Raw genomic sequence first — 22,775 nt, 5'->3', positions numbered from 1 at the left:
GGGATTTCCGATGGACACGACCGTTTTTATCCGCAGGGTCAGGGTCAAGAATTTCAAGAGCATCGCCGCCTGCGATGTGGAGCTTGGGCCGCTGACCTATCTCGTCGGCCCGAACGGGTCGGGCAAAAGCAACTTTCTGGACGTTCTCCACTTCGTCAAGGATGCACTGCAGGGGTCGCTCGAGAATGCCTTGCAGTTGCGCGGTGGCCTTTCGGAAGTGCGCCGTCGCTCCGGCGGGCATCCTACCCATTTCGGCGTGCGACTCGATTTCCGGTTGCCCGATGGGCGAGAGGGCTACTACGCTTTCAACATCGGTGCACGGCCGGCCGGCGGATTCGAGGTGCAACGCGAGGAATGCGTTATCGGCGGCGCTGGCGGCGGGCCGAGCTATCTGGTCGTGCAGGGCCGACCTGAAAGGACCAGCGAGGAAGTGTTCCCGGTCAGCACACCCGACCGGTTGGCGCTGGTCAACGCGGGTGGCCTGCCGGTATTTCGGCCGGTTTTTGACTCCTTGAGCCAGATGAGCTTTTACAACCTTAATCCACGGGTGATTCGCGATCTGCAAAAGCCCCAGGATGGCTCCGAATTAAAGTCCTTGGGTGAGAACATCGCCAGCGTGTTGTCCTTCATGGAACGATACGCTCCGAGCGACAAGTTGCTGGTTGAGGAATACTTGAAGCTGGTGGTGCCGTCGGTGCATGGCGTGGAACGCACCGGCGTCGGCCACATGGAAACGCTGGAATTCCGTCAGGAAATTGCGGGCGCCAAGCACCCGTGGCGCTTCCCCGCCAACAGCATGTCGGACGGAACGCTGCGGGCGTTGGGTATCCTGGTGGCGCTGTATCAGGGCGGCGAGACCGGGCGTCCAAGCCTGGTCGGCATCGAGGAACCCGAGGTGGCGCTGCATCCCGCCGCGGCGGCCGTCGTGCGCGACGCGCTGGCACGCGCCGCGACACGCAGCCAGATTCTGGTAACCAGCCACAGCCCGGAACTGCTGGACGATGCCTCGGTTGCCGTGGAAACTTTGCTGGCGGTTTCGGCGAATGCCGGGGTGACGCGGATCGCGCCGGTCGACGAGGCATCGCGGCAGGCTATCCGCGGGGGATTATTCACCGCCGGTGAATTGCTGACGCTGAATCAGTTGGAGCCGGACCCGAATTGCTTCGGTGATCCGGAGGGGCGTCAGTTGAAGCTGTTTGGGGCCGAATCGTGAGGAGCATCGTCTGTATCGTCGAGGGCGATGGCGAGGTGAAGGCCGTGCCCGTCCTGTTGCGTCGCATCGCAGAGGCGAGAGGAATTTTTGATCTGAATGTAGGAATGCCTATCCGTGTTCATCGGGATCAGTTCCTCCGGCGTGAGGATGAGTTTCGGCGAAAGCTGCTGCTCGCCGCCGCCAAGGCTGGGGATGGTCAGGTCATCGTCTTGCTGGATGCCGATGATGATTGCCCGGTGGACCTCGCCCGCGATATTGCTGCGCGGGCAGGCAATATCGTTCCTCACGTACGGCTGGCGGTGGTTATCGCTCGGCATGAGTACGAAGCCTGGCTTCTTGCCGGTGCGAATTCCCTGGCCGGCAAGCGTGGCTTGTCGGCTGACCTTGAGGCGCCGGCTGATGGCGAGGCGATCCGGGATGCCAAGGGATGGCTGAGCAATCATATTCAGTCTGGGCGCTACCACGAGGTGAGCGATCAGCCCGCGTTGACTGCTGTGCTAGATATCGATCTGGCCTGCGCCGGCAGCCGTTCGTTCCGCAAGTTCGTCAAGGAGTGCGAGGGTGCGTTGGTGGCATTTCCTACAGCGGAATGATTCCATAATTGCTTTGCGGCATAGCTGATGGTTCGGGAGGATTAAGTGCCATCAATTCCGCACGATAACGGCGTGCTATACAAATAACAAAGTGAGCAAAGCATGAAAACTGACATGACTGCCGCCGATTACAAGGCCCAATACGCGCTTTGGGACCAATTCCTCGAGCACTGGCCGATTGCCACGCTGCGCGAGATGACGCTCGACGAGTATACAAAAGCTGGCGACAAGGACACCTTCACCTATTGGCTAGAAGTCAAATTGAAGAATCTGGGAAACGTCGGGGGAGGTTCATCTTTCAAGTTCGGGATCTTTTCGCGGAAGGATCAGTCGCAAAAGTCCAGTGAAAGCGGCGCGAGCTATACGCAGGAGTACGCGTGGCACTCCCGATATGGCGACACCCCGCAAGCAGCGTTTGGAGTTGTGCGCGATATCGTTGTCAACGTCGCGGAGGCGGCGCAGCAGGGCGACTGGAAGGCTGTCGAGGATGCGGATCTCGGTCCCGCTACCAAATGGAAGATTGCCTTCCACTATCAGAACCGTGATGAGCCGGGCGCGGTGGATGTCTTCATCAAGGCAGCATTGATGGCATTCGTCGGGGTCAGCGACGCCGACGTTTCTCTGCTTCAGTTGCAGCGGGACAGCGTGGCAAAGAAAAGGGCCGGCGAGGGCATTCTCGAATTCGGTGCCCGCGTCTGGTCAGTCTGGATGAGCAAAGCCGTGGCAGTCTGGAAGCTTTCGCACGGCAATGACGGGACGTTCAATGCCGGCGAGCGCGAGCAGTTGCTTGCGGACGGACTCGTTGTGATGCACAAGGACACGAAGAAGAGTCAGCCAGACAAGTTCCGGAAAGCGCCCAACGGCACCCTGTTCTATCTCTGCCACGGCAATTCCATCCAGTTGCTGGGGCGCTTCACGGGGCCGGTGGTGGCTTCGCCAATGAACGGCGAATGGATCCAGCGCCCCTATAAGGTTGTGAAGACTGGGTTGCATAGTACACCCTACGATGGCCCGGCAAAGGGCTGGACGCCTCGCTATTCGTCGACTTTCTCCAGGGTTCCGAATGATGACCTCTTTGAGTTCGAGGAAAGCCTCCTGACCCCCTATTTTGGATTGAAACTGGAAAACCTCATGAGCGATATGCCGAACGGAAATGGGGCTGCTGACTCTAAGGGCGACACGGGGTCGGGTAGCAATGGCCCTTTGAACCGCATCCTCTACGGCCCGCCGGGTACCGGCAAGACCTATCGCTCGGTGGCGGAGGCGGTGTCGATTATCGATGGGCAGCCGGTGCAGGCGCTGATGACCACCCAAGACGCTTATGTGGCTGCCAAGCAGAAATTCGACGCCTATCGTGCGGACGGACAGATCGAGTTCGTCACCTTCCACCCGTCCTACACTTACCAGGATTTTGTCATCGGCATTCGCCCATCGACCGAGGGTGTGAATGTAGTCTATTCGGTCGAACCCGGGCCGTTGAAGCGCTTGGCAGATCTTGCCGAGGAAAATTGGCGCGCATCACGGCTGAAGGCGGGCAGTGCGCTGAGCGACATGCAGCGCTTCGACCGGGCCTTTGGCAAGCTGCTCAAGGACATCTCGAACGCGCCGGAGCAGTACGTCGAGATGACGCTGCACGGCGGCAAGAAGACGCAGGCGCGCGCGGGCAAGCAGGGCAAGGGCGTGATTCTGAGCAAGGAGGAGGGGAGCATTCCTTACAACGTCGCGCGCAAGGGGCTGGCCGCGCTGTGGGAGGGTCGCGACAAGTTCAATACACCCGGTGACCTGGAGCCCTGCACGTACAACCATTCATTCTTCTTTGCGGTGCTCAAGCACCTGGCAGCCATCGACAGCAACCTCGGTGCACCGGAAGAGAAGGCGCCGGAGCCTCTGAAAAACTACGTGCTGGTCATCGACGAGATCAACCGCGGCAACATCGCCAAGATTTTCGGCGAGCTGATTACCTTGATCGAGGACGACAAGCGGCTCGGGGCGGTGAACGAGCTGACCTGCAGCCTGCCCTACGTCGACCCGGAGGAGGAACCGGCCTTCGGCCTGCCGCCCAATCTGTATATCGTCGGGACGATGAATACGGCTGACCGTTCGATTGCCTTGCTCGACACGGCCTTGCGCCGCCGCTTCGTGTTCGATGAACTGATGCCGGACATCAAAGCGTTGCCGCCTGTTGCGGTCGACGGCGTGGAATTGCCGAAATTGGTGGAGAAGCTGAACGAGCGCATCGCTTACCTGTTCGACCGCGACCACACGCTGGGCCATGCCTACTTCATGGGCATCAAGACCTTTGCCGATCTCGAACAATGCTTGCTGCGCAAGGTGATTCCACTGCTACAGGAGTATTTCTTCGAGGATTGGTCGAAGATCGGCCTTGTGCTGGGGTATGGCAAGAAAACGGATGTAGCGCCGATTATCTCCAAGAAGCAGCTCGACGCGACCGCGCTCTTTGGCAGCGATGTCGAGGTCGGCGACGGCCGGGCGATGTTTGCAGTCGCGGACGGGTTGAAGCCGGAGATGGTGAAAGCCATCTACGAATGAGCGTCGTCAGCTTCCGGGAGTACGAGCGAATTCCGGTGGTCGGGAAATTGTCGTCGCCGGTGGAGCGCGCGCTCGCGGTTGCTGAAATCGATCAGCTGGATGCGCTCGCCGCGCGCCTGAAGATCCCGGTCATCGAGCATCTTTCGCGCAGCCGGGTGCGCCCCGCGCAGTATGTCGGGGCGGTGCAGCTCGGTGGGCGCACGGTCGAGTTTCTGCCCAAGATCGAGCAGACGGAAGCCGAGGTCGATCTGCCGGCGGTACGCCACAACCTGCTGCAGATGTTGCTGGTGGCCTACGACCTGGAAGGGGCGACGCCGGGCAAGGCGGCGCTCGAACAATCGAGCGACGGCTGGCTCGATATCCTGATGCGCCTGTTCAGTCGGGCGCTGGCTGACCAGTTGCGGCGCGGCCTGATCCGCCGCTATCGCGAGGAGGCGGATGATCTGCCGACGGTGCGCGGCCGCTTGCAGATCGAGGAGCAGGTGCGCCGCAATCTCGTGCATCGGGAACGCAGCGCCTGCGCTTACGACGAGTTCGATGAGGACCACGCGCTGAACCAGCTGTTCCGGGTGGCGATCCGGCGGATGCTACGTGTCGCCTCGAACAACACGACGCAGCAGGCACTGCGCGAGCTGTTGCCGGCGTTCGAGGGGGTTTCCGACGTGGTGCCGACGGCGGACTGGCTGGATCGGGTGACGCTCGACCGGGTCAGCGAGCGTTTCGGTTTGTGCCTGGGCATGGCCCGACTCTTCCTGCGCGGTGCAACGACCGGGCTCTATGCCGGCGACCAGAATTCGTTCGCGCTGCTGTTTGACATGAACGACCTGTTCGAACGTTTCGTGGCCCGGACATTGCGGCGGCGCTTGCGCGGTTCCGGCTTCGAGGTCTCTATCCAGGATTCGTGCCACCACCTGGTGCGCGATCTGAAGTCGAAGCAGCAGCTGTTCAGGTTGCGGCCGGATATCGTGGTGCGCAAGGACGGCGCGTCGCTATGTGTCGTGGACACGAAGTGGAAGCGCCTTTCGCCCGAGGAGCGCAAGCTCGGGATTTCGCAGGGCGACCTGTACCAGATGCTGGCGTATGCCGAGGGCTACGCCAGCAGCGCGGTGCTGCTGATCTACCCGTGGGATCCGGCCGGCGGCGATCACCTGAGCGTGCGCAAGCGCCTGGTTTTCGAGGGCGGGAAGCAGTCGACCGTGACGATTGGCGAGGTGTCGCTGCAGGATTTGTCGGGTGTCGATGATCGGCTGCTCGGACTTCTGGAAGGGGCAGGTGTCATGTTGGCCGATGAGGTGTGTGCATGAGCAGCGAATATGAAACCCAGTTGCGCGAGGCGTTCGCCGGCCTGGGCGGTTACTCGAAGCTGGCCAACGGCTTTCGCTTGCAGGTGCCGACCGGACAGACTTGTGCGGTCTATTTTTCTAGCAATGCACCCGGCAACGCGGTCGAGATCGGCTTGTCGCCAAAGGCACTGGCACCGATCCTTGGCCGACCAGAGTCGGATATCCGGGATTGGGTGACGTCGCAAGCGGCGGTCACCGGCCGGGAGCGGGTGGTTTCCGGCGCGCGCGGGTCGTATCCAGGGCTGGCGCTTGGCTCGCGACGGGAACTGGATGCTTTTCTCATGGCCTGGCGCGAGTTCGTGTCGAAGCCTGGCGGCGGGTCGCTGGCCGCCACCCGTGTCGAGAAGGCCGCCGAGGACGCCGGTTTCGATCTGACGCCAGCGCGCGAAGGTCAGTGGATGATCTTCCGCTCGTCTGCGTTCCCTTTGGTACTGGGTGTTGTTTTGCGGTCGGTAGAGACGTACCGGGTCGGTTTTTCGGATGCCGGCTGGGGGCACAAGGTGGCGTACGACTGCAGTGTCGATGTCCGTGACGAGGACGGGCCGTGGGCTGCCATTGTCGAGTCATTGGCCGGATACGATGCACTGTATGCGCTGGTTCTGCGCGCCGGGCGCGTCGCGCACCTGCTGGCGGGGGAGGGAGCAGGCCAGTTTGCCGGCGAGGTACAACGTCTGCCGTCGACGACCGAGGCCGAACGCCTGGTGGTTCAGCGGGTTGGGCAGGATATTTTCCGCCAGTCGTTGATCGATTACTGGCAGGGGCGTTGCGCGGTTACTGCTCTGGATGTCGTGCCGCTCCTGCGCGCTTCGCACATCAAGCCGTGGGCGCGGTGCGAGACCGACGCCGAACGCCTTGATGTCTTCAACGGCCTGCTGCTGGCGCCGCATCTGGATGCGCTGTTCGACGGCGGCTGGATCAGCTTCGACGACGACGGCGGGATGCTGGTGTGTATCGATCTGTCCGGTGAGCAGCGTGCCTTGCTTGGCCTGGCGGCCACATGGCGGCTTCGGGAGCTGACGACGGCACACCGCCGATACCTGGCCTGGCACCGCAGCAATCTCTTCCTGACATAAGCTGCATTTTCTTTGCCAGTGACTCCTTGATGACTGGGCGACACTAATTCCGACCAATTACGGGCGCCGCGCCCCGGTAATGCGTGATCTGGTAAAGCGGTACCGGCTGTGCGCGTCCAGAATGTCCAGCATGGCTCCAAAATATCTTGTGCGGTCCGGTTCGCGTGGCGACTTCGCCCTGTCCCCGGAACATGCGGACTCGCCATGTATGAGATTTATCGGAACCTGTTGATGGAGGAAGGACGATGGAAACTGATGCCCGTGAAGTGCCAGATGGTGAAGACGAACCGCCCCTCGTAACGCTGGGTGAATTGCTCAGGAAGAAGATATCGGTTGCCAGCCTGGCGACGGCGATCGAGAAACATGAAATCTGGGCGTGGGACGAGTTTGGGCGCTGGGTCGCCGCGAATGAGGACCAGAAGGCTTCTGCACTGCGATTGCTGGCCAAGCAGCAAGCTTGGGCAGATGATCCGGAAAGAAAACTCAGGGAGGACCCGCGCTCGCCACTCGAGCTCTCTGAGGACGACTTTGATGGGCCGTTTGGTCATTATGGGTGGCCGCCCGGTTGCGAGCCGGACTTTGAGAGCGTTTCGCACGTTCAGATCGAAGCGACGGACATTCGCGCTGTTTTGCAAAGAAGGGCACCCGACGATTTTGTCAAAGCCTTGATGCAACTGCTGGTTGAGATTGCAAAAAGGGATCACATGCTAAATCTCAACGAGATGCCGGGGATCAAGAAAAATCTTTTCGAAGTCGCAATCAAGAGCAACCCGAGGCTGGACTGTTCGTTTGGAACCTTCGAGACCTATATCAAGCCGTTCATCGGGTTCAAACGAGGCAGCCGATCGGGCACGTATTACAAAAATCTCTTCCCCGAGTATTTCAAATAGGGGAAGTTGGTCATCCGGAAACCCTGACGACTAGGGGCATCCAGGAAACTTCCCCTATTTCCCCAATTTTCAGTCTGTGATCTCCCTGCTGAACTGGCGACTCGATCAACAAGCGCCGTTAGGCGCCAAGGAGCATCCATCATGACCAGTACAATTCTGAGGCTACCCACGGTCCGTTCACGCATCGGTCTTTCCCGTTCCACCATCTACAGCCACGTCGCTAAGGGTTCGTTCCCGAAACCGGTCAGCTTGGGACCGCGCGCTATCGGCTGGCTGGAGTCGGACGTCGAGGAGTGGCTTGCTTCCCGTGTGGAAGAAAGCCGCCGACCGGCCGGCAAAGCGGCGTGAGGGGGGGAGTGATCATGAGCAACAACATCAATCCCCTGATTCCCGGTTTCGACCTCAATGCTTTGCGTCTGCCACAGAACTTTGGCGAAGCGCTGGCCGTCAAGCGCCTCATCACCCGCGTGCCGGTGCGCAAACCGCTGAAGACCGAATTCTTCCGTGTCCGCCCTGGAGAGGCGTGGCGCTTTCAGACGATGATCCTGGAGTTGAAGGAGGAGAGGGAAACCTTCCTGCTGGCGCCAGCTGTCTGGGAAGCCGTTCCCGAATTATTGCGTACGGCCATGCTGTATACGGCCATCGATCGCCGCAACAACGTCTTTCTGATCCCCGTGCCGTTACCAGGATCTGACGGGCGTCGCAACCCGTGGCATCAGTCCCTCGCCGAGGTTGTGGCGATGGCCGAGAGCAACTGGGTCCGCAGCGTCGCGAACATGCAGGTCGGCGGTTACGACATGTTCGTCGCCGAAGCGGAGCTGGCTGAACCGGAATGGCCTGATATCACCTTCCCGGAACTCGTACAGATTGCCTTCCGCGAGCGTCTGATCGACAGCCCGGAACACCCCGTCATCACCCAGCTGCGCGGGCGTTCGTAATGGGGATGCCGCACTTTCCAGGCGGAATTTGGCTGGTGGACTTTGAATTTCACCCGGCAGCCGGACGGGAGGGGAATCCTCCCGTACCGGTCTGCATGGTGGCGCGCGAATTGACGACCGGACGTACCTTGAGGCTCTGGCAGGACGAAATGGCGCGGCTGGGTGGGGCGCCATTTCCGACTGACGAATCGGCACTTTTCGTTGCCTATTATGCGTCGGCGGAAATGGGGTGCTTCCTTGCCCTGGGCTGGCCGTTTCCGAAAAACGTGCTGGACCTGTTCATCGCCTTTCGCCGACATACCAACGGGAAACGTGTTCCCGCAGGTAATGGACTGCTCGGTGCACTCGCCTATTTCGGCCTCGACGCACTTGCTGCCGACGAAAAAGACGCCATGCGCGACCTGGTGTTGCAAGGTGGCCCCTGGAATGCCACCGAGCAACGCGCAATTCTCGATTACTGCGAATCAGACGTCGTGGCACTGGCAAAGCTGCTACCGGTGATGCGGGATGAAATCGACTGGCCGCGCGCAACGTTGCATGGCCGCTACACTTCAGCCATGGCACATATGGAACACAATGGTGTGCCAATCGACACCGAGGCGTTGGCGGCCCTTAAAACGGGCTGGCACGGCATTCAGCAGAATCTGATCGCGGCTGTTGACGCTGACTTTGGTGTCTATGATGGAACCACCTTCAAGCTGGAGCGCTTCGAGCGCTACCTGGCAACGACCGGCATTGCCTGGCCGAGCCTGACGTCCGGGGGGCTGGATTTACGGGACAACACGTTCAAGGACATGGCGAGGGCACACCCGCAGTTGTCGCCGCTCCGGGAACTTCGCAGCGCGCTGTCGCAGATGCGATTGTCCGACCTCACCGTCGGTGATGATGGCCGCAACCGTTGCATGCTCTCCATGTATCGTTCGAAAACCGGGCGCAACCAGCCGTCGAATACCCGTTTCATTTTCGGCCCTTCGGTTTGGTTGCGTGGCCTGATTCGGCCGGCGGACGGTTATGGCCTGGCTTATGTGGATTGGAGCCAGCAGGAGTTCGGTATCGCTGCTGCTTTGTCTGGCGACCTAGCCATGATGGCAGCCTATGATTCAGGCGACCCCTATCTTGCCTTTGCCATCCAGGCCGGCGCAGTGCCGCCGAATGCAACCAAGCACAGCCACAAAGCGGAACGCGACCAATTCAAGCAGTGTGTGCTGGCCGTGCAGTACGGTATGGGGGCCGAGAGTCTGGCTTACCGGATTAACCAGCCGGTCGCCCGGGCGCGGGAGTTGCTCGAATTGCACCGGCGCACCTACCGGCGCTTCTGGGTTTGGTCCGACGGCATATTGCACGAGGCTCTGCTCGGCGGCCGTGTCTTCACAACGTACGGCTGGCAGCTGTTCATCGACGACACGCCGAATGGGCGCAGTCTTTGTAACTTCCCGATGCAGGCAAATGGCGCCGAAATGTTACGCCTCGCCTGTTGCCGTCTGGTAGCTGATGGCGTTCGCGTCTGTGCGCCGGTTCATGACGCGATCCTGATTGAGGCTCGGTTGGCAGATCTCGACGCTGTGGTGGCTCATACACAGGCTGTCATGCGGGCGGCCAGCGCGGCCGTGCTGGGGGGCTTTGAGCTGAGCAGTGATGCCAAGATCGTTCGCTCACCAGAGCGCTACATGGATGGGCGCGGCGTGATGATGTGGAACACGGTGATGGAGCAACTTGCTCTCCATGACCGGAAAGTGGCCCATGAATAGGCGGCAAGCTGTCCCGTGTCGGGACACTAACCTGTCCCCATTAGGGACACCCGTACAGTCTTATCTATTGCTTATATGAATACTTCCAGAAACCGTACCCCCAAACTAGTCGAGCCAGGAATCGGTTCGGTTAAGCGTTTGACCTACAACGTTGTCACCGGTAAGCACCAGGCACCGTGTTCTTCCGAGAAGTTCATTAAGGGGCCGATCCCGCTTGCATGGATCAGCCAGGCCAATGCGCTACCCGGCAAGACGGGCCCGGTGGCTTTGGCCTTGTGGTTTCTGGTCGGAATACAACGTTCGCACATTGTCAGACTGACTGGAGAAGTCGAACGAATTGCAGGATGCGGTAGAAAGGCAGTCTATGCAGCGCTCCGGAACCTTGGGGACGCTGGCTTGATCAGCGTTGCGGTGAAGCGAGGAGGGCGGCCGCATGTCGAGATTCTGCATGGGGAGCCAAGACCGAATTGCGTAATGATGCAGCCGGTTGCCAATTTACTCAGGACCGCCACGATTGCCACGACTGGCTTGGCGGGTAGTGGGATTGATGTCGCACGATGTGACGAGATGCCTGATTTCGCAGATGGAGAACAGAAATGAGAAGGTTGCCTTCAACCGCATTCAAGCCGGGGCAATCCGGCAACCCAGCCGGGCGCCCAAAGGGGTGCCGGAATAAGGCGACGCAGACCGTAATCGCATTGATGGAAGGGGCAGGCGAGCAGATCGTGCAGTCTGTGATCAGGGCAGCCCAGGCCGGCGATCTGGCGGCCGCGAAAATGGTGATTGATCGCCTGGCGCCGCCACTGAGAGAACGTCCGGTTAATCTGCCTGACTTCCCAGATACGAACTGCATTGCTGGAATCAACCGGGTATCGCAAATCATTCTCGAATCGGTAGCCAGTGGAGAACTGACACCGGGTGAGGCGGCGACCTTGTCTGCGATTGTTGAGGCACGTCGAAAGGCTCTCGAGACGCAGCAGTTGAGTGAGCGAATCGGAACGCTCGAGAAAATTCTAAAAAAATGAGATGCCTTAATCGGGCGATTGGATGGCGACTGAAAAAACCACCAACGCGGCATCATGTGGAAATGTGACTACTACAGCAGGGGTTGAGACATGACAGGAATCAGTAACCGAGTAGACCGCCTAGAAGACTTGATCGGAAATAAGGACCTTGATACGAGCCGGCTAATTGAGAATATTCGCGCAGTGGCAGAAGGCTTTGAATGCCCTCATATCATGACAACCGGGATGCACAAAATTCTGGCGGATCAGCTACGAGAGCTATCCTTAATGGAGGAATTGACCGAGAAAGTGGAGGCCAAGAGTTCAACGCGAACCATCCCTTCGCGTTCGGTTGCCATTGAGCGCTAGATTAAATTTTTCAGAGGGTAAGGGAACGGATCTTCCCCCCCCACCTTGAAATGCGCTTGTTTCTCAAGCGACGGTGTGAATCGAGCTGACGACCGGCAGCATCCATAGGGAGGCTGCGGTCGACCACCCAAAACTGCTTATTTCTGCGAATCGTCCGGCTTGTCGAACTGCGCCTTGCCTTGGGCTATCTTGCGCCGCAGGAAGCTGATGCTGGCCGCTTCCGCATCGAGACTGTCAAAGTTAAGTTCCTCCTTCGCCGATATCCGCGAACTCATCTTGCGGGACGAGTACAGCGCCTCCTTGCGGAAGCGCGCCGTGTCCATCGAGCGCGCGAGTTCCGCCATGCTTTCCAACACCTCGATCACCCACGGCTGTTCGGCAAAGCGCTGGCGTGCCTCGCTGAGCAGGCGCTCTACGGTAGTCCAGTCACCATGCTCGGCAGCGGTACGTGCCTGTTCAAGCAACTTGCCGGCCGCCAGTTCGGCCTGACGGGTGACCACCAGCGGATCGTTGAGCAGTGCTTCCCAGGCCGAGACCGGCATGGCCGGCAGCGTCAGCAGCGCATCGGCAAAGGACAGCGGCTCGCCTTCGGGCGTCGAAGCGGTCACGGCCGCCTGCAGCAGTTGTCCTGAACCCTCAACGGCGAGTCCCGCCGTAATCTCCAGTTCGACCAGCGCCCAGGCTTCCGCCCCGAAGGCGATGTCCGGCAGACGGATCACCGGAATGCCAGCGTCACCCTCGACCGGATAGTCGTTGAGCAGACGGACATTGACCCCGGGCGCGCCAACCAGAGAAAGACGAACATGCCGCGCACAGAGCGCCGAGATGAAATCGAATTCCTCCGCGAACGGCTCGAAAAGGTCGGCGGCGGTATCCCCATAATAATGATTTCCGCTGCCCCGCTTGGCCATCTCGACCATCAGTTCCTCGTTGAAATCGCGTCCGAGGCCGTAAGTCGAGGTGGTGACGCCGCGTTCGGCCGCCTGGGCGCAAAGCGCCGCGATGCCGGCCGTGTCGGTGATATCCCCCACGTTGGCGTTACCGTCCGAAAGCAGGATGACGCGCGCCAGCGCCGCTTCGGCAGCACCCGGCAACAGACCATCAGCACCGGTCTGCCAGCCGCCATGCAGATTGGTCGAGCCACCGCTGTGCACCCGCGACAGCGCCAGGTGCAGAGCCCTGCGGTCACCGACCGGGCGGGCCGGGACGAGGGTCTGCACACGGTCATCGAAGACAACTAGGGAGGCGGTATCGGTCGGCGCCAGCTGATCGGTAATGTGTTTCGCGCAGCGCACGGCTTCGGCCAACGGCGGCCCGGACATCGATCCGGAACGGTCGATGACCAGGGCGAGGTGGAAGGGCTTGCGCACCTTCTTCTCGGTTGCCACCGCGTCGGGGGCCTGGACACGTATGAGGACCGGCAACTTCTGGGCGACACCGGCGATGAGCGCCGGCTTGAGCGGCTGAATGAGGATCTGGGGAATGTTGTTATTGGGCATGTGATCTCCTGTTCCTCCGGCACCATTGCCGGCGAGTGAGATCAGCATAACCACCGGCAGGCTCACAGGCTGAGCTACCGGGGGCTGTTTAGCCCAAGCGTTCGAGCAGTCTTGCAGCAGATCGCTCGTGAATGACGAGGATCAGCTTCATCGAACTGCGCGTGGCGCCGACAAAGAGCTTGCGTACCGCCTTCTCATCCAGCACCTCGAAATCGATCTCGGTCAGGATCACCGCCGGGGCGGCTTGGCCCTTGAAGCGGTAGACCGACTCGACCAGTACGTCGCCCTCGGTATAGACCGGCTGCCCGAACAGGTCGTAGTTGCCGGTGAAGTGACGCAGGCTGGTCTGGCCCAGCTTGTCGAGGGTCATCAGATGCGACTGTTCGCGCCCGTGGTAGCTGACGATCGCCAGATCGTGCTTCTTGAAACCGGCCGAGTAGCAGAGCCGGATGGCTTCCTTGACGCGGGCGAACATGCCGGCGGTATCGGCATAGTCGAGGATCTCGATCCTCTCTGCGGCGATCGGCGAGGCCGCCTCGATGTCGAGGTCGCCGGGCAGCAGGCGGCGCAGCAGGTCGACAATCGGCCGCGGGCTGCGGTAGTTGCTCTTCGCGTGTAGCGTGACCCAGCCGGGCAGGGGTGTCGGCGGGCGCATGTAGAGGTTTTGCAGCGGATCTTCCAGCCACAGCAGGCGCGCATCGGCCCGCGCGTGGCGGAAAATGAAGTCGCGCCACTTCTCCGAGATGTCCTGGCCTTCGTCGACGATCACGGTGTCGAACAGGAAGGCTGCCCCGATCGGCAGTTCGGCCGCCCGTTTCTGCAGGCGCTCGAAGGCATCGGGCAGCGCGAAGTCCGGGGTCTCGCCGGCATGGCGCACGCGCTGGTCGCAGAGCTGGTGATAGGTGCAGACCAGTCCGCCACTAGGTGCGATTCGGTTGAAGTGATCGGCCAACGGGCGATTGAAGCAGACATAGAGCGGACGCTTGCCGGCCTCCAGCGTGGCGCGGTACTCGGCCAGCGCCAGCTGGGTCTTGCCCGAACCGGCGGTGCCGGTGATGCGCAGGCGGAAGGGCTCGAACTCCAGGCGCCGTGCCCAGTGCGCCAGCCCACCGGAAACCCTAGTCACCAGATCCCGGGCATGGCCCATCAGGGCGCTGACATCGGTATCGAGCTGAATCAGGTCGCGCAGGAAGGCATGAATCTTCGCGGTGGCAGGCGTTTCTTCGCGGGCTGGCAGCAGGCGCTGGATGGTCTGGCAGAGCTGCTCCCGGCGGGATGCATCGACAATGCGTTCGGGAACGAGCCCGGCCGTCTCCGGGTTCCGGACCGTGTAGTCCGGGCAATAGAGCAGGGCGTCGGTGTGTACGGAAGGATTGTCGCCGCGCACCGCCAATTTGCCGCGCAGGTTGCTGACCATGCGCGACATCTGCACCGGCACGCTCTTCGACCGGCCGGGATACTGCTTGACCAGGCCCTCGGGGGTTTCGTCGAGAAAGCCGCTCTTCTGTTCGATCAGCAGCAGGTCGCCGGCACGATTGACTACGGCGAAGTCGATCTCCCCGTAGATCGCGAAACGACCGTCCATGCTGGTCCAGTGCACGGCGTGATAGACGACATAGTCGTCGGGCAGGCCGTCGGCAAGGACGCCGAGGGTCTCGATCTCGCGCTGTGCGGCGCCGGTGACGGACAGTTCGCGCCAGCCGTCGGGGATGATACGGGCCATGGGAAATCCTGCATGGGTCGAATGACAGGCAGCTTAATGCATTCTCGCGTCAGGCGCATTTCCTGAGCCTGAGATCCGGCAGACTTCCGTACTCAAAAGAAAAACAAATCGGGAGTTCACCATGAAACAAACCAGCCAGACCGATACCCTGCGCATTGACAGCATCCAGGTCAATTCTCTCGGCGGGAAAATTGGCATGACTCTGTGTCCGGGCAAACAGGTCATCAGCAGCGTTTCCGGCGAATGGGCGCGCGATCTCGACGCTGACCTGGCAGTCATCGGCGAGTGGGGTGCCACTGCGCTGCTCAGCCTGATCGAGCCGCACGAGTTCGAGAATCTGGGCGTCGCGCGCATGAAGCAGGGCTTGCCGGCCGGCATCACGCATTACATCCTGCCGATTGTCGATGGGGCGGTGCCCAGCGGCACCTGGGAGCGGGCCTGGGCAAACATCGGGCCGCAGGTGCGCGAGCGGCTGGCGCTCGGCGAGCGCATCGTCATCCATTGCCGGGGTGGCCTAGGCCGTACCGGCATGGTCGCGGCCCGCCTGCTGGTCGAGTTTGGCGAAGTGCCGGCGACGGCAATGCGCCGGGTTCGCGCGGCACGTCCGGGCGCCATCGAAAACCGCCGCCAGGAGGAGTACGTGCTGCGCCAGAAACCGCTTGAATCCATCCTCCCGCGACCTCAGTACCCGGTCGATCCATTGCTCCTGTCCCGCTATCGGGGATGCTTGCTGGGCGGTGCCGTCGGCGACGCATTGGGCGCGCCCGTCGAGTTCATGGATGTCACGGCGATCCTCAAGCAATTCGGCGCTGCCGGCATCCGCGACTTTGTGCCGTATGCTAACAAGTTGGGGGCCATCACCGACGATACCCAGATGACCTTGTTCACTGCGGAAGGCCTGCTACGTTCCGCTAACCGGGCGCGACTGTCGGGCGGCGATCCCGATTTCCAGACCGGCGTGGCACAAGCCTATCAGCGTTGGCTAGTCACGCAGGGCGACAAATCGCGGCTGACGCCGGATGTTCAGTCTGGCTGGCTGATCCGCCATGGGCCGCTGTTTGCCCGCCGGGCGCCGGGAATCACCTGCCTGACTACCCTGTGCAAGATGGTGCGACACGATGAACAGGCCCGCAATGACAGCAAGGGCTGCGGCGGCGTGATGCGCATGGCTCCGGTCGGGTTGTTTGTCAGCGGCAAGGAGGAAGCTGCTACGGATCATGCCCAAACGGCGTTCGATCTCGGCTGCCAGTTGGCAGGGATTACCCACGGCCATCCGGCCGGGCAGCATGCGGCCGGGGTGCTGGCAGTACTCATCGTCCGCGTAATTCAAGGCGCATCGCTGCCGGCTGCACTCGACGAGGCCAGGACCATCCTGAAAACACGAAACGACCATGAGGAAACCCTGGCGGCCATCAATCTGGCTGTGCGCCTGGTAGAGGATTCCGGCGACTGCGACAACCACCTGCGCCAGTTGGGGCAGGGCTGGGTTGCCGAGGAGGCGCTGGCCATCGCCATCTATTGCGCGTTGCGCAGCAACAGTTTCGAGGAAGGGGTGAGGCTCGCGGTCAACCTGACCGGCGACAGCGATTCAACTGGAGCAATTGCCGGCAATCTGCTCGGTGCGCTCTATGGGGTGGAAGCCATTCCGCCGCGCTGGCTGGAGCCGCTGGAGCTTCGCGAGGTCATCACGGCGGTGGCCGACGATCTGCTGAGCTGGCCGCAGTGGACGATCGGTGATCGCCGGCCCGATGATCCAGCGAGGCTTGGCGAGTGGGCCTATTGGGTCGATCGCTATCCCGGCAACTTAGTTGGCGGCTTTAGGCGCAATCCTGAGCGATAGTGGTGACTGGCAGATCACCGTCGATGTTGGCTCCGCGGCCACTGGTAGGCACCTGCTGGTTTGTTCCATTTGTCCGGGGCGTGTCTCGGAAGGCAAGCGACCAGCAACTCCAACACCCGTTCTCAGGTTGCGCTCAGAAACCCACGTTCAATTAAGGCGTCGGCAATTCCGTTCAGAGCATCCAGGGCACCCAAGCGAATAGCAACACCTTCTCGACTGGAACCAATCGCTTCATCGGTCGGGTTGATGCGGATGAGCGGGCCTTTCATTGATGCACCAAAGCGCCGAACGGTTGGAATTGCTTTGCCTGCGCCAAGTTCAATGGTGACCAACCGCTCGACCTTGGATAACCAAGCGCTCAGGCGTTCTTGGCGGATAACAGCCAATTCTTCGATCCAGTGCCAGTCGTTGAACATCAGGATGTTGGGTCGCGCAACGCCACCGCACATTGGACAGCTTGGTGGGCGGTTTATCAGGCGACAAACGCTTGTATCAACCTGCGGCTTGAACCCATCTGCCAGCCAGATGTTCTCGTTGCAGGCTGGAGATAGGCATTGCAACCAATGAATTGAACCGTGGCATTCAAGTACCTGCGCATCTTTAAATCCCGCTTTCTGGAATTGGCCATCCACGTTGCTGGTAAAGACGAATGCGCCGTGAGGTAAGCCGGCGGCTATTGCGCGCAATTGAGCAAACCCAGAATGTGGCTCGGTGTGGCGGTACAGTGTCAGTCGGTGACCATAGAACCCCCAGGCAAGCGCTGGGTTCGTATGGAAATAATTGGGATTGGCAATTTCTTCGAAGGCAATCCGTGCCTGCCCAAGCGCCGGATATGCCTTCCAGAAACCTTCTCTGCTACGAAAGTCGGGCAATCCGGAGTCAACGCCCATTCCGGCGCCAGCCGTAATCAGCAATGCATCGGCATGTGCGATGTATTCGGCTGCGCGGAAAAATTCAGTCTCATTCATTGGCTTCTATGGACTACGGAGTTCAAGTTTTTGGAGGAACTGGCTTTTACTTTGCTTGGAGTGAGCGGGATTGCCCAAGTTGTCATTTCATCGCTTTCTGGGTTGAACATGGGCTCACCGGATAGATTCTTGAGTTGTGTGAGCAGTTGTACGCCCGGCGTGGGGAGCTCCATTCTTGCTTCCTTGTGGATCAGATCGGCACCAAAGCATCCAGCGCTCTTATAGAACCTTATCCAACCGGCGGTCATAAGCATTTCGTTGACCCACTTGAGAAACGGTTCATATATCTCCGTCAGCCTCATGCTGGAGAGAGTTGTGTGAAGCACCTGATACTTCGGCGGGCAAAAATTACAGATATAGCCCCCATTTCGACGTTCCGGGGCAATCCCGAAGTCAGCCAACATATCGAAGTGCTCGCCTTTAGATTGGGCGAGAACCATCAACTCATTACGGGTGAGTTGAACAGAAATGTCAGGGGTCAGTCTTGGGAAAATCATTTCGATACGCTGGTCAGTGCGCCGGACAAGACGAACAGGTATGTCAAAAAGGGCCCGGCTTTTTCGGAACCACTGTAGAAAGTCCTTTTGGTAGCGTGGGCGAACTCGGCTGTTTTTGTAGGTTGTTTTCACGAAGCATTCTCTGGTTTGTAGCGTTTGGGAACACTATGGCTCAGCTATGCGACAAGATGCGTCGTCTGCGATTTCTCGATATATACGGGGTAGCAACCGGCACCCGAAAGGTGACGCAAAAGATCGGCATCAGCCATCGGGGCGAAATCTCGACATGTGGGGAAAATCTCCTGGCATTTCTCTTTGGGCATTGCGTGTCTGCCATTGCTTTCCTACTGCATTTGGGGCGATTGAAAGCATTCTGAAGGACCTAGGCGACACAAAATGTCGTCCATGACTTCTATCCTGGGTCCGCTGAATTTTCGCTGCTCGACAAATCAGCGATCAGCTTTTTTCGTCATTTTTTTTGATGGATGGAAATGCTATGGATATTTTTGAAACTGCGACCGTCGTGCGCAACGGCCATTGGCTGCGACCTGAATTGGGGGATAACGGCACACCGGGGTACACGCTGGCAGATACCTGCCCGGCAGCCGATGGCTCCCAGGTGGTTGTCTCTGTGGGAGACGTCATGCATGAACCCGAAGTAGATCCTGCTGCCGGAACAAACAGCCAGCGAATCGGAAAGCGTGAGCGAAGGCGCCAGCGGATGATCGGCGCACTGCGCGGGCGCTGTTGCATATACAAGGAAAGGGGGTGCCTCGTCCTGGTTCGGGTTGTTTCAGTCGAGAACGACGGAAACGCGTTTCACTTTTTCCTTGAGGTGGTGAAACGTTTCGCTGGCCGCGTTCCGGATCGCTTTGCGGTCGCTGTGTCAGCCGAATATCTCCTGATTTCCCCGAGCTGGTCGCTCCACGCTGCATGGGTCAATTGGACCTTGGTGACCCGGCCGGATCTGGTCGGCCTTGTCGAGCAGTCGTTCGAGAAAGGGATGCCCACAATCGAACTCGTCCGCCTGGTCAGCCGAATCGGGTAGGGCGATTGGTTCTCTGCGCTCTCACATTGCAGAGATTGATATGGCTCTTCATTTATCACGGCAAACTCGATTGAAGCGATTGCTTTGTGCGGGTTGTGGTTGTTGGTGCGACATAAAACGTCGCGCCATGCTTTTGAATGGCGTTACTGCAACGCTGTTCTTTAACAACTCGATCTCTACCGCTCAAATACTTTCAATGTCCGTTTTCTTTGGAGGCAATCGCATGAACTCTAATTACGTCACTTTCAATCACCCCGATGAAAATCTGGGTGGCCTGTCAAATCTCAATCTTGATTATCCGATTGCGGTCAATGGCGTCCGCATGCCAACCGCAGAACACCTCTTCCAAGGGTTGCGCTATCGCTCTGCAATGATCCAGGCGGCCACGATCTCGGTGGAGCACCCAATATCTGCCCGGCGTTTCGCTGCAAGCAAGGCTTTTCGTGATCAGACCTGCGAGCGCTGGCGGCAGAATCAGCTGGAAATAATGGAGTTTTGCCTCAAAACCAAGTTGCTGTGGAATTGGGTCAAATTCGGAAGGTTGCTCCGATCCACCGAGGGCAAGACGATCTACATGCTCTCAACCAGAAACGAGTATTGGGGTGTGCTGGCGTGCAACGATGGTTTTGTTGGTAAAAACCATATGGGCCAGTTGTTGATGAAGTTGAGGGACGAATTGTTGAGTGACAACAATGAGCACCTCAGGACTTTGACGCCCCCGCAGCATCTTGATCTCAAATTCCTGGGCCAGCCGATCCAGGCGAAAGATCGTCGTGATCACGTCCGCCAGGTAGGTATTCGGACGACGGAGATGGTTAATGCCCTGAGGCCGTAAAGGCGGGAGCTGGCTCACATCCTACAGGGCCCTACGCCCAAATCTGATCGAAGCCGGTGTCCGCAAAATCGTCGCCGGAACATCGGCATCAATCCGTTGCTGCCATGGGTTGAAGGATGGCTTCACCAAATGAATCCAGTAACGCCCAACCCAGACCACATGGAGGTTGAATCATGTCACCACTCTGGTATGACCCGTTCCACTGGAACGATCTGCTGTCGCAATGGCGTGTCTATCACTCCCGACACACCTCCGATTGCCCGAAAGGACAACAGCGACTGCCACTCTACAAATTGTTGAGCAGCATCACTCCTGGAAGAGCGGGCGAGGCTAACGCTGGCGGCGTTTAACGCGACACAAAATGTCGCGCATGGCGGCACTATCTTGTCGTAGTGCCACTTCTCGTCGTGCTCCACGCTGCTTCTCAGTTCACGTTCTTGCGATCAATTCTTTGGAGAAACCATCATGAAGTTACTGTTTGCATTGATTCTGGCCGTTGCTCTGACAGCGTGTTCAAGTACCGGCGGCAAGCAACCGCCCGCTGCCCCGGAAAGATCCGGAAGGCAGGATGGAGGCGCGATTCCGCTGGCTGAGTCGGCATTTCAGGAATCAAGCGGAACCCTGAATCTGATGTTCGATGCCAAGGGCAACTGGGTACGGATCACTGCCCTGGGTACCGCGAGCCTCACGGAGGACTCGCCGGGTGCCCGCGAGACCGCGTTGATGATTGCCAGCATGCGCGCCAAGCGGACGGTCGCCGAGTTCCTGAGCAGCGATGTCCGGACCTCCAAAACGCTCACGCGGATTGCCAGGAGCTACGGTAAGACCTTTCAGTCTTCAGAAGCCCAGTCTGCCGACGGCACGGGCGCCGAAGATGGTGAAGCTGCGGATGGCGGTAGCGAAGGCAACTCCGTTCGTTCGGAAAAGGCGCGGCAGGCGCATCGCATCGCGTCGGTGCTGACCGAGCGCATTCATGACAGCAGTTCGGCAATCCTCAAGGGTATCTATGTCACCCGGCGCAGTTTCGACGATGCTAGCGTTAGCGTCGAGCTGACGGCGAGCCGTGAGTCGATCGGCGCGGCGCGCCAAGTCTCCAGAATGATGGGAGGGGCACTGCAATGAAATGGCTCTGGCTCATGTTGTCCTTGGCAGTGACCAGCGCCCAGTCAGCTGAAGTCATGGCTACCGGGTTTGGCAAGACCGTCGATGACGCGCTGCAAAACGCCAAGACCGCCGCGCTTGAGCAGGTGACCGGCACTTTCGTTACCGCTCAGGCAACCTTGGAGGGCGACCGCCACCACTCAAGGACCGACCAGTACAACGGTGGACTGATCAGGACGCACCAGGTCATTTCTGTTGCTGAGGAAGATGGCTTGATCATCATGTTGATCAAGGCTGATGTCGATACGGACAAGGTCAATACAGTGATTTCCTCGACGGGAGCCGAAATCACCGAAACGGTGGCCGATCAACTTGAAAAGGCCCGGGACGATTTCGAGAAGACCAGGCGCATCGTAGCCGCATTGGACGAGCCGGCCCAGGCCTTTGCTGTGCGCGTGACGAAAGTGCGCTACCGGAACCGGGGTGAAATGACTGACGTCGAGGTCGACGGAGAGGTCGTCTTCAATCCAAAATGGTATGACGACGTGCGCTTGATGGCCAGGACCATCGGTCGCCCGGTCGATATCGGCTCTGCCTGGCGGGAGGCGTTGTGGGGATTGGCCGCACTGACGGCGATCGTCAATCCACTTATCACGGGCACGGCATTTTCCATAGCACGCGCGGCTCAGGTAACACCCAAAGCCAGTGAGGAATACATGGCCTGCTTCGGGAAGGACAATGGCTGGGACGTCGATGAATGCTACGAGATCCGGCACCCGATGCCGAGAATCATGGGCGGCCACCGACTTCCATTGGCAGGAAAACTTGTCCTGGATGACGGAGAAATGGGGTTAGGTCGGTTGAATGTCGATTCCGGATGGCAGATGCTCCTCAACGTGCAGGTCGGGCAGAGAATTTACTTTTCCAAGAATGGAAAGGAGCGGAAATTCCTTAACCCCGGGATCGTTCTCTTCGAGAAGGGAAAGGCGACCTTTCAGCACACCTTTTCGGAGCGGACAGCAACCATCGGAAAGGCGACCAACGTGCAGTTTGACCTGTTGTCCAGAATCTGAGGACTGGCCACCATCTATCCCCGCAACCATTTTTAACAAAGGAGCGTGTATGTCTGATCAGCAATTCAATGGGCTTAACCCGAAATCGCCGTCCGGCGAGTCGATCTTTTTCTACAGCCTCGATTACTGGATCGGCCTGTGTGAATGCATTCGCATGATCTGTCATGAAGGCTTTCCGTCATACCCCTCGATGGAGGCCGAAGACGCGGAGTATCTTGCGGAGATGCTAGAGCGTCGCCTGGAGTTCGGAATCGTCAAGGCCTATTTCGAGCTCGATGCGGCGAGAAGTTTCGACAAGGCCGGTGACTCGGATGGCGAGAGCGAGGCGGCAGCTGCCGAGTATGTCGAAACTATGCTCGACTGGACCAGGCAGTACATCCTCTTCCTGAGGGAGTGCGGAGGGTGCGAGGCAGTTTGAGCCTTCCTTGAATCTGGCCTGACCGGGGCAAGGCTTCCTTGCCCCGGCTCCA

At 59.5% G+C, this 22,775-nt stretch carries 20 protein-coding genes; 16 read left to right on the top strand and 4 right to left on the bottom strand.

Annotation, left to right across the window (positions count from 1 at the left end; genetic code table 11):
- Positions 1 to 10 precede the first annotated feature (10 nt).
- The 10 genes from GH660_RS09605 to GH660_RS09560 all read left to right on the top strand — a co-directional run bounded on the left by GH660_RS09605 (position 11) and on the right by GH660_RS09560 (position 11,373).
- A complete protein-coding gene (locus GH660_RS09605; RefSeq protein ID WP_153146440.1) occupies positions 11 to 1,213 on the top strand; it encodes an AAA family ATPase in 1,203 nt (400 codons plus the stop codon).
- Positions 1,210 to 1,806: a DUF4276 family protein gene (locus GH660_RS09600; RefSeq protein WP_153146439.1), complete on the top strand. Its 597-nt coding sequence runs from the start codon at positions 1,210 to 1,212 to the stop codon at positions 1,804 to 1,806. Before GH660_RS09605 ends, GH660_RS09600 begins: the two co-directional genes overlap by 4 nt.
- 102 nt (positions 1,807 to 1,908) lie before the next feature.
- The gene (locus GH660_RS09595) at positions 1,909 to 4,356 is read left to right on the top strand and encodes an McrB family protein (protein ID WP_153146438.1); all 2,448 of its coding nucleotides are present in this window, start codon (positions 1,909 to 1,911) and stop codon (positions 4,354 to 4,356) included.
- Positions 4,353 to 5,660 (top strand): McrC family protein, encoded by a 1,308-nt coding sequence (locus tag GH660_RS09590; protein WP_194266282.1) that lies wholly within the window; start codon positions 4,353 to 4,355, stop codon positions 5,658 to 5,660. The genes GH660_RS09595 and GH660_RS09590 overlap by 4 nt, the downstream gene beginning before the upstream one ends.
- Positions 5,657 to 6,772 carry an HNH endonuclease gene (locus GH660_RS18010; protein ID WP_228276442.1) on the top strand — a complete coding sequence of 372 codons (1,116 nt, stop codon included), beginning with the start codon at positions 5,657 to 5,659 and terminating at the stop codon, positions 6,770 to 6,772. The genes GH660_RS09590 and GH660_RS18010 overlap by 4 nt, the downstream gene beginning before the upstream one ends.
- 245 nt (positions 6,773 to 7,017) lie before the next feature.
- Positions 7,018 to 7,662: a hypothetical protein gene (locus tag GH660_RS09580; protein ID WP_153146436.1), complete on the top strand. Its 645-nt coding sequence runs from the start codon at positions 7,018 to 7,020 to the stop codon at positions 7,660 to 7,662.
- Between the two features lie 141 nt (positions 7,663 to 7,803).
- Positions 7,804 to 8,010: an AlpA family transcriptional regulator gene (locus GH660_RS09575; protein ID WP_153146435.1), complete on the top strand. Its 207-nt coding sequence runs from the start codon at positions 7,804 to 7,806 to the stop codon at positions 8,008 to 8,010.
- A 14-nt stretch (positions 8,011 to 8,024) separates the two neighbouring features.
- Positions 8,025 to 8,600: a hypothetical protein gene (locus GH660_RS09570; protein WP_153146434.1), complete on the top strand. Its 576-nt coding sequence runs from the start codon at positions 8,025 to 8,027 to the stop codon at positions 8,598 to 8,600.
- The gene (locus GH660_RS09565) at positions 8,600 to 10,348 is read left to right on the top strand and encodes a DNA polymerase (protein ID WP_228276441.1); all 1,749 of its coding nucleotides are present in this window, start codon (positions 8,600 to 8,602) and stop codon (positions 10,346 to 10,348) included. Before GH660_RS09570 ends, GH660_RS09565 begins: the two co-directional genes overlap by 1 nt.
- Before the next feature lie 596 nt (positions 10,349 to 10,944).
- On the top strand, positions 10,945 to 11,373 hold the full coding sequence (locus GH660_RS09560) for a DUF5681 domain-containing protein (RefSeq protein ID WP_153146433.1): 429 nt from the start codon (positions 10,945 to 10,947) through the stop codon (positions 11,371 to 11,373).
- A 485-nt stretch (positions 11,374 to 11,858) separates the two neighbouring features.
- Here GH660_RS09560 and GH660_RS09555 read toward each other — a convergent pair whose 3' ends face one another.
- Together GH660_RS09555 and GH660_RS09550 are read right to left on the bottom strand one after the other, a co-directional pair.
- Entirely contained in the window at positions 11,859 to 13,220 is a 1,362-nt protein-coding gene (locus GH660_RS09555) for a VWA domain-containing protein (protein WP_194266281.1), read from the bottom strand.
- Between the two features lie 88 nt (positions 13,221 to 13,308).
- On the bottom strand, positions 13,309 to 14,943 hold the full coding sequence (locus tag GH660_RS09550) for an ATP-binding domain-containing protein (RefSeq protein ID WP_153146431.1): 1,635 nt from the start codon (positions 14,941 to 14,943) through the stop codon (positions 13,309 to 13,311).
- 121 nt (positions 14,944 to 15,064) lie between these two features.
- Here GH660_RS09550 and GH660_RS09545 point away from each other — a divergent pair, with 121 nt between their 5' ends.
- Positions 15,065 to 16,783, top strand: coding sequence for an ADP-ribosylglycohydrolase family protein (locus GH660_RS09545; protein ID WP_228276440.1), 1,719 nt, complete (start codon positions 15,065 to 15,067; stop codon positions 16,781 to 16,783).
- Positions 16,784 to 16,905: 122 nt separating this feature from the next.
- Here GH660_RS09545 and GH660_RS09540 read toward each other — a convergent pair whose 3' ends face one another.
- Positions 16,906 to 17,751, bottom strand: coding sequence for a Sir2 family NAD-dependent protein deacetylase (locus GH660_RS09540; RefSeq protein ID WP_153146430.1), 846 nt, complete (start codon positions 17,749 to 17,751; stop codon positions 16,906 to 16,908).
- Positions 17,748 to 18,380 (bottom strand): hypothetical protein, encoded by a 633-nt coding sequence (locus GH660_RS09535; RefSeq protein ID WP_153146429.1) that lies wholly within the window; start codon positions 18,378 to 18,380, stop codon positions 17,748 to 17,750. Before GH660_RS09535 ends, GH660_RS09540 begins: the two co-directional genes overlap by 4 nt.
- A 364-nt stretch (positions 18,381 to 18,744) precedes the next feature.
- Between GH660_RS09535 and GH660_RS09530 the strand changes: the two genes are divergently transcribed.
- From GH660_RS09530 to GH660_RS09510, 5 genes are all read left to right on the top strand, one after another.
- Positions 18,745 to 19,296, top strand: a complete 552-nt coding sequence (locus GH660_RS09530; RefSeq protein WP_153146428.1) for a hypothetical protein — start codon at positions 18,745 to 18,747, stop codon at positions 19,294 to 19,296.
- 70 nt (positions 19,297 to 19,366) lie between these two features.
- Positions 19,367 to 20,131, top strand: coding sequence for an NADAR family protein (locus tag GH660_RS09525; protein WP_194266280.1), 765 nt, complete (start codon positions 19,367 to 19,369; stop codon positions 20,129 to 20,131).
- A gap of 465 nt (positions 20,132 to 20,596) precedes the next feature.
- A complete protein-coding gene (locus tag GH660_RS09520) occupies positions 20,597 to 21,253 on the top strand; it encodes a hypothetical protein (protein ID WP_153146426.1) in 657 nt (218 codons plus the stop codon).
- Positions 21,250 to 22,305 carry a hypothetical protein gene (locus GH660_RS09515; RefSeq protein ID WP_153146425.1) on the top strand — a complete coding sequence of 352 codons (1,056 nt, stop codon included), beginning with the start codon at positions 21,250 to 21,252 and terminating at the stop codon, positions 22,303 to 22,305. The genes GH660_RS09520 and GH660_RS09515 overlap by 4 nt, the downstream gene beginning before the upstream one ends.
- A 49-nt stretch (positions 22,306 to 22,354) precedes the next feature.
- The gene (locus GH660_RS09510; RefSeq protein ID WP_153146424.1) at positions 22,355 to 22,723 is read left to right on the top strand and encodes a hypothetical protein; all 369 of its coding nucleotides are present in this window, start codon (positions 22,355 to 22,357) and stop codon (positions 22,721 to 22,723) included.
- Positions 22,724 to 22,775: the final 52 nt, after the last annotated feature.

The organism is Dechloromonas sp. H13 (genome assembly GCF_009469615.1).
Classification (GTDB): Bacteria; Pseudomonadota; Gammaproteobacteria; order Burkholderiales; family Rhodocyclaceae; genus Azonexus.
This window is presented reverse-complemented; position numbering and strand designations above follow the sequence as displayed.